This is a genomic window from Paenibacillus terrisolis (assembly GCF_056171975.1).
Genome location: NZ_JBKFGG010000001.1, coordinates 346036 through 360677, shown reverse-complemented (window position 1 = coordinate 360677; position 14642 = coordinate 346036). Strand labels below are relative to the sequence as shown.

Sequence of the window (14642 nt, the reverse complement as noted above, 5' to 3'; positions counted from 1 at the left end):
CATACACGATAAGCTGAAAGGCTAATTCCGACAAATCCGTCGATAACATTCTGAAAAGCTTTGCAAGGAGGTGATCCGGCTCAATTTGCGCTTACCGTGCAATCGGCCAATTGATGTTGACAACGAGACCTTCACAGATGATTTTTTTCTAAAAAATCGAAGGGGATGTTGAAAAGATGACTAAGGCTTCAAAACGAAAATTACCGATGGTGCTTGCTCTTTTTATTTCGATCATCATGCTGATCAGCGCTTGCGGAGGGGGAAACAACGCCGCTAATACGGAACCTCCGGCACCGGCTAACAATCAAGCCACGGAAAACGACTCCAACCAGGCGGCGCCGGAAAATGACGCGCCCGCTACGTCGGGCTCTCCTTTGGATCTGGCCATGAAAGGGGAATACAAAGGGACCAAGGTTACGATGTTTGGCCCGTTTGTGGATGCCGACCAGGTGAAGTTTGAAAATAGTATTAAAGAATTCGAGGAAAAAACCGGGATCGACATTCAATATGAAGGGTCCAAAGAATTCGAAGCGACAATCAACATTCGAGTTGATGGCGGAAATGCCCCGGATATCGCCGATTTCCCTCAGCCTGGCTTGCTTGCGGCCGTAGCTAAAACCGGCAAAGTGGTGGACCTGACGACCATTCTCGATCAGGAGAAATTGAAGAAAAATTACAACCAAAGCTGGCTGGATATGGCGACGATGGACGGCAAAGACGGCAAAATTATGGCCGGCATCTGGAACCGAAGCAACGTAAAAAGCTTGGTCTGGTACCCGAAAAAGGCGTTCGAGGAAGCCGGTTACGCTATTCCGCAAACCTGGGATGAACTCATGGCTCTGACTGAACAAATCGCCAAGGACGGCGACGCGGCCTGGGGAATTGGGATCGAAAGCGGCGCGGCGACAGGCTGGCCGGCAACGGACTGGGTCGAGGACATCTTGCTCCGCACGACAAGCCCGGAAAACTACGATAAATGGGTCAAAGGGGAACTTCCGTTTACTTCTCCGGAAGTGAAAAACGCTGTTGAAATCATGTCGAAAATCTGGATGAATCCGGATTATGTCTATGGGGGAACCAAGTCAATCGTAACGACGGCCTTCGGCGATTCGCCGCTCCCGATGTTCGATAATCCTCCGAAGGTATGGCTGCACCGCCAAGCGAACTTCATCACCACATTTTTCCCGGCTACGGCCAAGGTAGACGAGGATTACGACTGGTTCTATCTCCCGCCGATCGACTCGCAGTACGGCAAGCCGGTGCTGGTGGCAGGCGATATTTACGCTATGTTTAACGATCGCCCTGAAGTTCGGGCTGCCATGGAGTTCTTTACGACCGGTGAATCGATCAAGACGTGGGTTCAATCGGGCGGCGTGATTGCGCCGATGAACGACGCTTCGCTCGACTGGTATACTTCGGAATCCGACCGCCGCATGGCGCAGCTTGTTCAGGACGCTTCCACGCTCCGGTTCGACGGCTCCGATCTCATGCCGGGCAAAGTTGGCGCGGGTACGTTTTGGAAAGGTATGACCGACTACGTGAGCGGCACGGCCACCCTGGATGAGGCCTTAGCCCAGATCCAGTCGGGGTGGGATAACTAAGCCATAAAGGCAAGCAACGACCTGGCTAGTAGGCAGCCGTGTGAAATGTTCTTACAATCGCTGTTGTTCATGGATTTCTTAGATTTTATAAATTCAAGCAGTGCAGAAATCCGCTCACGAAGGCGACCACTCCGTTTTTTCAGATCCAGGAAGAGGGGCAAGAGCTTGTCGAGCGCTTTGCAGAGGGCAAACTGCCCCTCACTTTCAGTTAGACCGGAAAATGATAAGAATGCGAGAGGACGCAAATGTTTCTGAAAAAGTTCGTGGGAACATTTCTCACGGATGACTTTTTTTGCACGATCACCTAACAGCTTATACGCATACGCAAACTGCATAATTTTGAGGAGGGCTCCATGATGAGTACAGAGGCAGAGGCCAAACGAACCGTCAGCCTTAGGGCCGTGCTCTTATCCCTTGCCGTACTGCTGGCTAATGCCGCCGTGCATGGCCTGATATTCCGGTTTTTCCGCGATTCCACGCTAAACCCGCTGCTAACGGCCGTGTTCGCCGTGATTTGGGGCGTGTTTGGCGTATACCTGATTTATTACTCCTTGACCTGGGCGGTGGAGCAGTACCCGGAGCATATCCGCAAAAAAGCGCTCCCGTTCGTCTTTATCGGTCCGGCGGTCGTGCTGCTTGGCTGGCTGCTGGTGCTGCCCGCAGTTCGGACGCTGTATCTCAGCTTTTTTAACGCCTCGTCCGAGAAGTTCGTCGGTCTCGCCAACTACGCGGCAATTTTCACCGACCGTCTGATGGCGACGGCGCTGCGCAATAATCTGCTGTGGGTATTCGTCGGAACATTCGCTTGTGTAACGCTGGGCTTGCTGATTGCCATTCTGGCGGACCGCAGCAGCTATGAAAGGATCGCCAAGTCGATCATCTTCATGCCGATGGCAATTTCGTTTGTGGCGGCGGGCGTCATTTGGAAATTCGTCTATTACTATCAGCCGGGCGATGAGCAGATCGGGCTGCTGAACGCAGTCGTGACCGCTTTTGGCGGGGAAGCGCAGGCGTGGACCAGCATGATCCAGCCGTGGAACAACTTTTTTCTCATCCTGATTCTAATCTGGATGCAGACCGGTTTTGCGATGGTGATATTCTCCGCCGCGATCAAAGGCGTGCCGGAGGATATTTTGGAGGCGGCTCGAGTGGACGGAGCGGGCGAATTCAAAATCTTTTTCGGCATCATGATCCCTTATATCTCCACCACGATCCTCACTGTAACGACCACGATCATCGTGTTTACGCTGAAAATTTTCGACGTCGTCATGGTCATGACGGGCGGGCAGTACGATACCGAGGTCGTGGCGACCCAGTTCTATCGGCAGTTTTTCATGTACCGCAACTTCGGCTACGGATCGACGCTGGCGATTGTCCTGCTGATCGCCGTGCTGCCGGTCATCATCATCAATTTGCGGCAATTCCGCAAGCAGGGGGGATTCTAGATGGCCGCTCGCAAAATGAAAAAGCGCAGCAAACGCAGCAAAACGATCGTCAATCTGGCACTTGGCTTTATCTGTCTGATTTGGCTGATCCCGACGCTGGGGCTGTTCATTTCCTCGTTCCGGCCGGCGGCGGATATCCTCACGTCCGGCTGGTGGAACGTATTTCCCCATCAGGAATGGACGAACGGGGAGAAGCTGCAGTTGTCCAAAGACATCGACCTGCGCGAGCCGATCGAAGTGAACGGTCAAACGTACAGCGACGAGCAGCTTAAGGCGGGCGTCACGCTTGACGGAGAGCGGCTCATTTGGGAAAACCGCCGGGCGCGAACCCTGAACGTACAGGAACAGGGCTGGGCGTTCAAACCGGAGCTGACGCTCGACAATTACAAAAATGTGCTGTCCGGCAAGGAATACAAGCTGAAGCAGGCGGACGGAAGCGAGACGGTGCAAAAGGGAAACGGCTTGTCCCAGGCGTTCTGGAACACGCTGACGATCGCCGTGCCGGCAACGGTGATTCCGGTGCTGATCGCCTCTTTTGCCGCGTACGCGTTTGCCTGGTTACGGTTTCCGGGACGGAAGACGCTGTTCGTCGTCATCATCGCCATGCTGGTCATTCCGCTGCAGGTCGCGCTGATTCCCGTATTGAAAGATTATACGTCGCTCGGGCTGAACGGGAGCTATCTGGGCATCTGGCTGGCGCATACCGCCTTTGGGCTGCCGCTCGTGACGTATTTTATGTATAACTTCATCAGCCAGCTGCCGAAGGATTTGTTCGAATCGGCCTTTATCGACGGCGCGAGCCATTTCACGATTTTCTCGCGGCTGATTCTGCCGCTGTCCGTACCCGCGCTGGCGTCCATCGGCATTTTCCAGTTCCTGTGGGTATGGAACGATTACCTGGTGTCGCTCATTTTCATCGGCAACCAGCCAAGCGTTCAGGTCATGTCGATGAAAATCGCCGATCTCGTCGGTTCGCGCGGCAACGATTGGCATCTGCTGACGTCTGCGGCTTTTATTTCGATGCTGATGCCGCTGGCTATCTTTTTCCTGCTGCAAAAATATTTCGTCAGAGGGCTTATGGGAGGATCGGTTAAAGGATGAAAATGAAATCATACGAACATCCGGCGGCGTTACATTCTCACCGGGAGTGGAGCTTGGTTGAGGATGCCTGGGATGAAGTCCATCACCAAAGAAACGAAAGCTTGTTTTCCCTCGGCAACGGGTATATCGGAATGCGGGGTTATTTTGAGGAAGGGTATCACGGCCAAAGGGGCGCTTCGGTCACGGGAAACTACCTGAACGGATTTTACGACTCGGAGCCGATCCATTATCCCGAGGGGGCTTACGGCTATCCGGCCCGAAACCAGGCGATGCTGAACGTGGCGAACGCCGGTATCATCGGGCTGGACGTTCAGGGCGAGGCCTTTCATTTGAACCGCGGAACCGTGCATTTTTACAAAAGAGTGCTGCATATGCAGAGCGGGATTTTGCACCGGCTGGTGGAGTGGGAATCGCCGGCCGGGCACCGGGTGCTGATTCATATCCGCCGCCTAGTATCCCTGCGGCATAAGCACCTCGCGGCGATGCATTACGAGGTGACCGCGCTGAATTTCGACGGCGCGGTCACGCTTGTATCGGCGCTGGACGGCGAGATTGCGCCGTCGGGCAAAGCGGCGAACGGCGATCCCCGCCTTAGCGCGGGCCGATCCGAGCCCAGCCTGCTGTATGAGGAGGCGGGGAGCGACGGCGCGGGCGGCGTGTGGCTGATGCAGCGCACTCGCCATAGCGGCTTCGCCCTTGTCACGGCGATGAGCCACCGCATCGAGATTCCCGCTGCCGCCGCGCTGAAGCTGGAGGAAACGCGGGACGGCCAGCGGCTGACGGCGCGGTACAACGTGTCACTGTGTCGTGGAGAAACGGCCGCGCTGACCAAATACATCGCGTACCATACTTCCCGGGACGAGCCGGAAGCGGAACTGGCACAGCTTGGCGGCCGTACGCTGCGTCTGGGGGAAGACCGCGGCTTTGAGGCGCTGGCCGCCGAGCAGCACGCGTCTCTGGACGATTTCTGGCGCCGCGCCGACGTGGAAATCAAAGGCGATGCCGTGCTGCAGCAGGGCGTACGCTTCAACGCGTTTGGCCTGCTGCAAGCCGCAGGCAGCGACGGGGTGACCGCCGTAGGCGCCAAAGGGTTAACCGGGGAAGGGTACGAAGGCCATTATTTCTGGGACACCGAAATGTACATGCTGCCCTTCTTTACGTTCACCCGTCCGGAGACGGCGCGGGCGCTGCTGGAATTCCGCTACGCCACGCTGGAGCAGGCGCGGGAACGGGCGGCAGTGATGTCGCAGCGTGGGGCGCTATATCCATGGCGGACGATTGACGGTGCGGAGAACTCCGCCTTTTTCCCGGCGGGGACCGCCCAGGCGCACATCAATGCCGATATCGCGTACGGGATTCGTCAGTATGTGCAGGCGACCGGGGATACCGTCTTTCTTGTAGACAAAGGGGCGGAAATCCTGTTCGAAACCTCGCGGTTTTGGGCGGATCTCGGTCACTATAATCCCGCGAAAAGCGGAGCCTTCTGCATCGACGCCGTGACGGGACCGGACGAATACACGGCGATCGTGAACAATAACGCCTATACCAATTTGATGGCGCGGGAGCAGCTAAGGTATGCCTGCGAAACAGCCGATTTGCTGCGGGAGCGGTATCCGCAGGATTACGAGCGGCTGCGGCGGAAGATCGGGCTGACGGAGGAAGAAACGGCGGAGTGGAAGCGTGCGGCGGACAAGATGTACGTTCCTTTTGACGAAGCGCTTGGCATTTACGCGCAGGACGATACGTTTTTGGCCAAGAAAAAGTGGGATTTCGAGCATACGCCGCCGGAAAAATACCCGCTGCTGCTTCACTACCATCCGCTCGTGATTTACCGGCATCAGGTACTAAAGCAAGCGGATTTCGTCATGGCGCTGTTCCTGCTGGGGGACCAGTTTTCGCCGGATGAGAAAATTCGCAATTATCGCTATTACGAGCCTTTGACAACACATGACTCCTCGCTGTCGCCCTGTATTCACAGCATTATGGCGGCGGAAATCGGATCCTTGGAGGAAGCTTACGATTACTTCGAGCGCACGGTCCGGATGGATTTGGACGACATCAACGGCAACGCCAAGGACGGGTTGCATACCGCGGCGATGGCAGGTTCGTGGATGTCGATCATCAACGGATTTGCCGGCATGCGCTCATATCGGGGAGTGCCCAGTTTTCGGCCGGCGCTGCCGCATCATTGGGAGAGCTACCGCTTTAGGCTGACGATTCGCGGCCAACTGCTGGATATTTTCGTGGATCGCGATCACGTCGTATATACGCTGCTGGAAGGGGAAGAGGGGCTGGAAATCAGTCATGACGGGCAACTTCTATTTTTGCTTCCGCAAGAGCCGGCCCGTTTGACCCGACCCGCGCCGATTTCTTAGGAATCCTGAAAAATGCCTAAGTTTGCGCACTTTTGCCGCCTCCCATCATGGAGTATACTAAAAACGTGTGAAATATGATGAGAGTGACGGGAGGAAAACCATGAATTACAGAACGCTTGGCAAAACAGGACTGAAAGTATCGGAAATCGGATACGGCGCCTGGGGTATCGGCAAAACGGCGTGGATCGGCGCTTCGGATGACGAATCGCTGAAAGCGCTGCACCGTTCCATCGAACTGGGACTGAACTTTATCGACACCGCGCTGGGATACGGAGACGGGCACAGTGAATCGCTGGTCGGTCAAGTCGTGCGGGAGCATGCCGGCAAAGACATCTACGTAGCCACCAAAATCCCGCCAATCAACCGGCAGTGGCCCGCTCGGGCAGGAGTTCCCGCGGGCGAGACGTTTACGGCCGAACACGTAATTTCCAGCACGGAGACAAGCCTTCGCAATTTGGGACTCGATACGGTCGACGTTCAGCAATTCCACGTCTGGTCGGACGAATGGGTAGGTCAAGGCGACTGGCTCGAAGGCGTGCAAAAGCTGAAAGAACAAGGCAAAATTCGTTTCTTCGGCGTGTCGATCAACGACCATCAGCCGAATAATGCGATAAAGCTGATCGAAACCGGTGTCGTGGATACGGTTCAGGTCATCTACAATATTTTCGATCAAAGTCCGGAGGATCAGCTCCTGCCGGCTTGCGAGAAGCATAACGTCGGCGTTATCGTGCGCGTGGCGCTGGACGAGGGCGGCTTGACCGGCAAAATCACGCCGGAGACCGTTTTCGCGGAAGGCGATTTCCGCAACACGTATTTCAGCGGTGACCGTAAGCGCGAAGTGTATGAACGCGTGCAAAAAATCACCGCCGATTTGAACATTTCCATGGACGACATGCCTGAAACGGCGCTGCGTTACGTCCTCAGCCACCCTGCGGTATCCACGGTCATTCCCGGGATGCGTTCCGTCCGCAACGTGGAGCGCAATATGCTGGTAGGAGACGGCCGCGGATTGCCGGCGGAACAGCTTGCGAAGCTGAAGCCGCACCGCTGGGTTCGCGATTTCTACAGAGCGTAAGCTTCATTTATTGGCTCCAAACTTGCCACGGGACTTGCATCTCCCGCGATGGTTTGGAGCCGATTTTGTCTTAGTTAGGTGTCTTAAAGTTAAATGAAAAAGTGAGATGGCAGTAGTGTGAAATGATTTCGAAGAAGCTAAAAGCTTTCTGAAAGAAAGCTGCATCGAAAGCATACGCTCGTCCGCCTTTGTGACCGGATTTCTGCCTTGCTTGAATTTATATAATAAGAGAAATCCGGGAACAACAGCGGTCGTAGGAACATTTCACACGGATGCCTTCCAGCCACCTTTTATATAGAACGGGAGGGCCAAACCATGAAAATACTATTTATCGGCGGCACCGGACTGATCAGCGAAGCAGTCTCCAAGCGGGTCGTGGAACAAGGGCATAAGCTTTATTTGTTCAACCGTGGACAGCGGACGGAATTCATTCCGGAAGGAGCCAAAGTCATCACGGGCGATATCCGGAACAAGGCTGAGGCCGCCCGCATCTTGGAGGCCTACGAGTTTGACGTTGTGGCCGACTGGATCGCGTTTACGCCGGAGCATGTACAGACCGATGTGGAGCTGTTCCGGGGCAAAACGAAGCAGTACGTGTTCATCAGCTCCGCCTCGGCTTATCAGAAGCCGCTGCAGCATTACGTCGTCACGGAAGAGACGCCGCTGGAAAACCCGTATTGGCAGTATTCGCGCGATAAAATCGCCTGTGAAGAGCTGCTTCTGGAGCAGCACCGCAAGCAGGGGTTTCCCGTTACCATCGTTCGGCCGTCCTATACTTACGGAGATACGATGATTCCGGCTTCGCTCAACAGCTGGAACCATCCCTGGTCGCTGATCGAACGGATGCGCCAAGGCAAGAAGATCTTGGTTCACGGGGACGGAACCTCGCTGTGGACGATGACGCATAACACCGACTTTGCCAAAGGGTTCGCGGGTCTGCTCGGAAACGAGTTGGCCATCGGAGAAGCTTTTCATATCACCTCGGACGAGGTGCTGAGCTGGAATCAGATTTACGAAGCGATCGCTGAGGCAGCAGGGGCAAAGCCGGAGTACGTGCATATCTCCTCCAATTTCATTTGCCGGTTCGATTCGGACAGCGTTGGGGGACTGCTCGGCGACAAGGCGGTCAGCGCCGTCTTTGACAACAGTAAAATCAAATCGTTTGTCCCGGATTTTAACGCCGTCATACCGTTTGCGGAAGGGATCAAAAAGACGGTGGCCTGGTTTGAGGCCCACCCGGAGAGATGCACGGTCGATTCGGAATGGAATGCGCAAATGGACCGGATCATCAGCGCTTACGAATCCGCATCAAATGTCTAGCTTAACGGGTTAGCCGGAACAAGAAAACGACGGGCAGGGACTCCGAGAGTCCCTGCCCGTCGTTTGTTTTTGACGTAACGCGCTGCTTATTTTGGCGCTCTTAGCCCCTCGGCGCCGTAAATGCCGGCGATCAGCTTCAGCGTTTTGAGGCCCTCGTCCGCATCGATCCAAAAATGCCGGTCCTCGCGAAGATGCTTGTAAAAATCGGCGATCAGCTTGATATGGCTCGTGCCCCAGTACGATTTCCCGCTGCCATTTTCGACGAGTGGAGGCTCGCACAGCAAGGTTTCCAGGCCATCCTTGAAAAGATAGAGCTGATCCCGCCGCTGATGGAGCGATCCTTTTTCGAACACGATTTCCAGCTCAACAGGACTGTTGGACAAATAGGCGTTCGTGGCGTAAAACAGCCCGCGCGCCCCGCTGGCAAACTGGATGCAGGCATGAGCGGTGTCTTCCACTTCGATGAAATCGCCAAGCGCGTCGGCCGTGGCGCTGCCCCGGGTCGAGACGACTTCCCCGCCGAACCACTGCAGCAAATCCAGCGTGTGGATCGCCTGATTGATCAGCACGCCGCCGCCTTCCGTCGCCCATTTTCCGCGCCAAGGATCGGAGGCATAATAGGCCAGGTCACGGTTCCAGGTGACGGTCCCCTTCATGCAGACGACTTTTCCGAGCTCGCCGGAATCGATCGTCTCCTTGATTAGGCGCGAGGATTCGTTGTACCGGTTCTGGTAAGTCACCCCAAGCTGAGCGGAGCTTTGTTTTGCGGCGAGCAGCATGCCGGCGGCGGCATCGAGATGATGAGCGATCGGCTTTTCCGTCAGTACGTGCTTTCCGTCCGCCAGAAGCGAAATCGCCATTTCCGCATGCAAATCATGGGGCGTGCAAATATGAACCACCTGGATATCCTCTCTTCCCAAGATGGCCCGGTAATCGGTCTCGGCTTGCGCTTCGTAAAGCTCCGCCGCCTGCCTAGCTTTGGCCGGGTCGGCATCGACAACCATTTGCAGCTTGACATCCTCTATTTGCCGCAGCGCATTGGCATGAAGCGGAAAAATCGCGCCGCAGCCGATGACGGCCGCACCGATAGGTTGTTGCATCCTGCATCCCTTCCTGTTCTTAGCGAAATGTATGTCACAGTTATAGTTTACTTGACAACGACGGCCATGTCCTGCGCGATGAGACAGAGCTCCGCGGCTTTGAAGGCGTGCTCCTGCGACATGGCGATTTCCGTGCGATTCAGGCAGTCGAGGATCAGTTCGCCGAAGAAGGGATAGCCCACTTTGCCGTGAACGGAAAAATGATGCTCCCCGTCCCCGTTGACCAGATATACTTGATCACCGTCGGACTCGCGGGCGATATCGGTGTATTTTCGCAGCTCGATATAACCTTCGGTGCCGAGGATGAACGTTCTGCCGTCTCCCCAGGTGCTCAGCCCGTCCGGCGTAAACCAGTCGACCCGGAAGTACTGCGTGGCTCCATTGTCGCCGATGAGCGTGGCGTCGCCGTAGTCCTCAAGTTCCGGATGATCCGGATTGTTGTAGTTGGCTACCTTGCTGTGCATCACCTTGGCGTCCTTGCAGCCGGTGTAATAAAGAAATTGTTCGATCTGATGGCTGCCGATATCGCACAAAATACCGCCGTATTTTTCTTTTTCGAAAAACCAATCCGGCCGGGAAGACGCGCTCAAGCGATGGGGGCCGAAGCCCGTAACCTGCAGCACCCGCCCGATCGCGCCTTGCTTGATGAGCTCGCCCGCGTACACGGCGGATTCGACATGCAGCCGTTCGCTGAAATAGACGGCGTATTTTCTTCCCGTTTCCTTGACCTTTCGCCGGGCGGCTTCCAGCTGTTCCAAGCTCGTGAACGGGGTTTTGTCCGTAAAATAATCTTTGCCCGCGTCCATAACCCGCAGACCCAGAGGGCCGCGTTCCGACGGAACGGCAGCCGCCGCGACGAGCTTGACCTCCGGATCGGAGAGCACCTGCTCGAGGCTGTCCGCCATCCGTGCTTGCGGATGCTTTTCGATAAAGGCCTGCATCTTGGCCGGGTCGGGATCATATACCCATTTCAGGGTGGCTCCGGCTTCGATCAAACCGCCGGTCATGCCGTAGATATGCCCATGGTCGAGAGAGACTGCCGCGAACACGAACTCTCCGGGCTGCACGACGGTATGAGCGATCCCTTTGGGAGCGTAATTCATGCCGTCCTTTTTTTGATAAGACTGAGGTTGGTCTGCCACGTTCATCACATTCTTTCCCGGACAAATTGCACGAAGGAGGCGAGCATTTCTTTGGAAGCAAATTGCTCGCTGAAATCCTCGACTCCCAAATATCCGTTGTAACCGACGGCTTTCAGATCTTCCAGTACTTTGCGGAAGTCCACGATACCGCTGCGCAGCGGAGCCCATTCCGAGCGCCAAGCCGCCGAGCCGTCGGGACGGGTGCCGTCCGGAGTCCAATGCGCGTTTTTCACGTGCACATGCGCCAGGTAAGGACCAAGCAGCTGGAGCCCCATGCGGAAATTTTCGTAACCTTCATGCACCATATTGCCCGGGTCGAACAGAACGCCGATATGCGCGGGATCGCAGTTGCTTACGAGCCGGTAGGCAAGGCTTGCGCTTGGCGCGATCGTTTTGTGGTGCGTTTCCACTATCCCTTTGACGCCGTATTGTTTGGCCATGCGTTCGGCTTCTTTTAAGTAGCGGACATTGGCTTCATACAGCTCGGGATAAGGCTGGCTTCCGTCGTAACCGGCCACGCCGACGCGGATCATCTTGGCGCCAAGCAGCTTGGCGGTGCGGAACACATGCTCCGTGGCTTCGAAATCGTAAATGTCCAGATACGGGGTAACGCTGACGACTTCGAGACCTTCGGCTTCCGTCGCTTGCTTGAAGCGCAGCATTTCGCTTTCCGGAAGCGCCGGATCGATCGAGCACAAGTTGTTCCCCCAAAACGAAGGTGCTTCCCCGGCCGCATTCTCAGGAATATCCTTAAACCGCCATTCAATGCCGTTCAGCCCGACTTCACGCGCTGTGCGCGTTAGCTCCTCCGGTGTGAAATCCGGTGTCGATACGGTAAATACCGATAATTTCATGATTGATTGCTCCTTTATTTTGAAATATACAGCTTACAGCGGAAATAACGGTACAAAATGGCGCTATTCCTCCGTTTCAGGCAGAACCTTGAGAAATAGCGGCAAGAACGGGCGCTATTCAGCAATTATCGGCTCGAAATGGCTGATTTCTCCGGAAATCAGATGGAATAGCGACCATTTGTACCGCTATAGTGATATTTCTCATCCAGATGAGCCGAATAGTGCCATTTTTTACCTCTATTGGCTATAGGCGGCTTAATGTTGCTTGAGCAGCCGCTATAAGTGAGTGAAATGAAATTAGTGCGTTCCGGACACATCCAGCGTTTTGCCGCTGCCGGCCGATTTTTGGAAAACGGAATTTTTGATTCTTTCCTGCAGCTTTTCATAGTACAGGTCTTCGTCAAGCGGCAATTCGACCCAATCTTCGGTCCAGGCTGACAAATGCATGGCGTTCGAGATCGTGAGCCCGCGGATACCCTCTTCGCCCGGAGCGAGCAGCGTTTCACCCTTCAGCAGAGCGTTGGTGAAGTTTTGCAGGATGCCTTTATGCTGAGGGCCTTCGCCACCTTCCACGGGGATTTCGCATTTCCAGCACTCCGGCTGTCCGAATCCGCCTTTGTATTCGGCGTTGAATTTCGTTTCGGATACGCGAAGTCTCCAGAAAGTCAGCTTGCCGTCTTCGATGACGATTTTGCCGTTGTCCCCGGTGATTTCAAAACGGTTGGTTCCCGGAGATTCCCCGGTTGTCGTCACGAAGAGTCCGGTCGCCCCGTTTTCGTATTCCACGTAAGCCGTAACGTCGTCTTCGACCTCGATGTTCCGGTATTTACCGAACTGGCAGAACGCTCTGACCCGTTTCGGCATCAAGCCTGTGGTCCACTGCCACAGATCAAGCTGATGCGGATCCTGATTCAGCAGCACGCCGCCGCCTTCGCCGGCCCAGGTTGCGCGCCAGCCGCCGGAGTCGTAATAGCTTTGCGATCTGTACCAGTTCGTGATGATCCAGTTCGTTCTGCGGATTTCTCCCAGTTCGCCCGATTGAATAAGGTCGCGAAGCTTAGCGTACAGCGGATTGGTCCGCTGATTGTACATGATGCCAAACTGCTTGCCGGACTTGGCCGCCGCTTCGTTCATTTCCCGAACGGCTTTGGTGTAGACGCCGGCAGGTTTTTCCACCAGTACGTGGTAACCGTTTTCAAAAGCGCGAATCGCCAGCGTAGGGTGATCATAGTGCGGGGTAGCGATCAATACGGCATCCATGGCGTGGGAGGCCAGAAAAGCGTCCGTGTTTTCAAATTTCTGCACCGAATCGGGCAAATGCTCCTCGGCCCATTTGATGCGGTCTGCGTTCGTGTCGCAAATCGCCGTCAGTTCAGCGCCTTGAATTTCTCCAATCAGGTTCAGCGCGTGCGCGGAGCCCATATTTCCGATCCCGATGATCCCAAATCTTAATTTATTCATCTTGGTCGTTCCCTGCTTTCTTGATTAATAGATGAATGTCCTAGGAGTACATCTTTGACTTCTTAAGCTTAGCCCGAATCGGGGGGAATGAGAATGATCTGAATTAAGAGGCTTTTGCATAAAATTAAGGTGTAATCGTTAAATGCTAATGTTACAATAGATGTAAAATTGGAAAAGAGTAAGGAGAATGAAAAGCACCATGAGCGAATATGACCAATTGGCCGGACGTTTACTGGAAGGCTTGACCGTATCGGTGAGCCACGCCCAATTGAAGAGCGGATTCCCCGAATGGAACCGGACCGAGCTTGCGCCAAGCTTCAATCGTCTGTATTTTATCGCGGAGGGGGAGGGCTCGGTGGTCATTAACGGGGTTACTTATTATCCGCAGCCGAATCAAATGATGATCATGCCGGCGGGGACCAGCCAGACTACCTTTACGTCGCAGCAAAATCCGTATGTGCGCTATTTCTGCCATTTTGACGCGCATATCGGGGAATGGCCGCTTTTTCATGCAGGCAGCAAGCTCTATATCAGCGATGTCCAAAACCCTGAAGCCATTCGCACTACCTTTGCGGAAATGATTGAGCATTTTCAGGCCGGCGGGCCGTTTGCGGCGCTGCGGGTGCAGGCTTGTTTGCTTCAGCTGATGGCAAGCTGTCTGGAAGAGGGCGGATACCGCGATTATTTGAAGGACTACATGCAGCTTGCGGAGCAAAACAAACTCGGCATGGTCATCCGATTCATCGACGAACATCTCCATGAATCGCTGGAAGTTGAAGCGCTCGCTGAAATCGTGCATCTTCATCCGAATTATTTTATCCCCTATTTCAAAAGGATCATGGGTGTCACGCCGATGCATTACGTGCAGCGCAAACGGATGGAGGAAGCCAAACGCCTGCTTACTTATACGGACATCAGCATCGCCGACATCGCCGAACAGCTCGGGATGCAGCTTTCCCATTTTTCGCGCCAGTTTAAAGGACATGCCGGCATTTCGCCAACCGCCTATCGGGGGTGCACGCGTTAGCGGCATTCATTAATAGGAAATAAATACCGCCCGCTTTCTTCATTTAAGAGGAAGGCAGGCGTTTTTTTGCCCGGAAGATTTCATGAAAGGCGTTTTCCAACATGAATAGTAACATTGCGATATGGATGCAGGCCCGGGCTG

11 protein-coding genes are annotated in these 14642 nt (G+C 54.8%); 7 read left to right on the top strand and 4 right to left on the bottom strand.

All coding sequences use genetic code 11. The annotated features are described in order from the left end of the window. Positions 1–176: 176 nt before the first annotated feature. The 6 genes from ACI48K_RS01570 (at position 177) to ACI48K_RS01545 (ending at position 8917) form a co-directional block, all read left to right on the top strand. Entirely contained in the window at positions 177–1601 is a 1425-nt protein-coding gene (locus ACI48K_RS01570) for an ABC transporter substrate-binding protein (protein WP_475025804.1), read from the top strand. 353 nt (positions 1602–1954) lie between these two features. After that, complete coding sequence (locus ACI48K_RS01565) at positions 1955–3046, top strand: carbohydrate ABC transporter permease (RefSeq protein WP_475025803.1); 1092 nt, start codon at positions 1955–1957, stop codon at positions 3044–3046. After that, positions 3047–4147: a carbohydrate ABC transporter permease gene (locus ACI48K_RS01560; RefSeq protein ID WP_475025802.1), complete on the top strand. Its 1101-nt coding sequence runs from the start codon at positions 3047–3049 to the stop codon at positions 4145–4147. Next, positions 4144–6522, top strand: a complete 2379-nt coding sequence (locus tag ACI48K_RS01555; protein ID WP_475025800.1) for a glycoside hydrolase family 65 protein — start codon at positions 4144–4146, stop codon at positions 6520–6522. The genes ACI48K_RS01560 and ACI48K_RS01555 overlap by 4 nt, the downstream gene beginning before the upstream one ends. 100 nt (positions 6523–6622) lie before the next feature. Further along, complete coding sequence (locus ACI48K_RS01550; protein WP_475025799.1) at positions 6623–7597, top strand: aldo/keto reductase; 975 nt, start codon at positions 6623–6625, stop codon at positions 7595–7597. Between the two features lie 315 nt (positions 7598–7912). Continuing rightward, the gene (locus ACI48K_RS01545) at positions 7913–8917 is read left to right on the top strand and encodes an SDR family oxidoreductase (RefSeq protein WP_475025798.1); all 1005 of its coding nucleotides are present in this window, start codon (positions 7913–7915) and stop codon (positions 8915–8917) included. An 86-nt stretch (positions 8918–9003) separates the two neighbouring features. Here the strand turns inward: ACI48K_RS01545 and ACI48K_RS01540 are convergent, their stop codons facing one another. From ACI48K_RS01540 to ACI48K_RS01525, 4 genes are all read right to left on the bottom strand, one after another. Further along, complete coding sequence (locus ACI48K_RS01540) at positions 9004–10017, bottom strand: Gfo/Idh/MocA family protein (RefSeq protein WP_475025797.1); 1014 nt, start codon at positions 10015–10017, stop codon at positions 9004–9006. A 47-nt stretch (positions 10018–10064) separates the two neighbouring features. Further along, positions 10065–11120 carry a Gfo/Idh/MocA family protein gene (locus tag ACI48K_RS01535; protein ID WP_475026043.1) on the bottom strand — a complete coding sequence of 352 codons (1056 nt, stop codon included), beginning with the start codon at positions 11118–11120 and terminating at the stop codon, positions 10065–10067. A gap of 44 nt (positions 11121–11164) precedes the next feature. Continuing rightward, positions 11165–12013, bottom strand: a complete 849-nt coding sequence (locus ACI48K_RS01530) for a sugar phosphate isomerase/epimerase family protein (RefSeq protein WP_475025796.1) — start codon at positions 12011–12013, stop codon at positions 11165–11167. Positions 12014–12310: 297 nt separating this feature from the next. Then, positions 12311–13474 (bottom strand): Gfo/Idh/MocA family protein, encoded by a 1164-nt coding sequence (locus ACI48K_RS01525; RefSeq protein ID WP_475025795.1) that lies wholly within the window; start codon positions 13472–13474, stop codon positions 12311–12313. 199 nt (positions 13475–13673) lie between these two features. On the opposite strand from ACI48K_RS01525, the gene ACI48K_RS01520 reads away from it, so the two are divergent. After that, positions 13674–14501, top strand: a complete 828-nt coding sequence (locus ACI48K_RS01520; protein WP_475025794.1) for a helix-turn-helix domain-containing protein — start codon at positions 13674–13676, stop codon at positions 14499–14501. Positions 14502–14642: the final 141 nt, after the last annotated feature.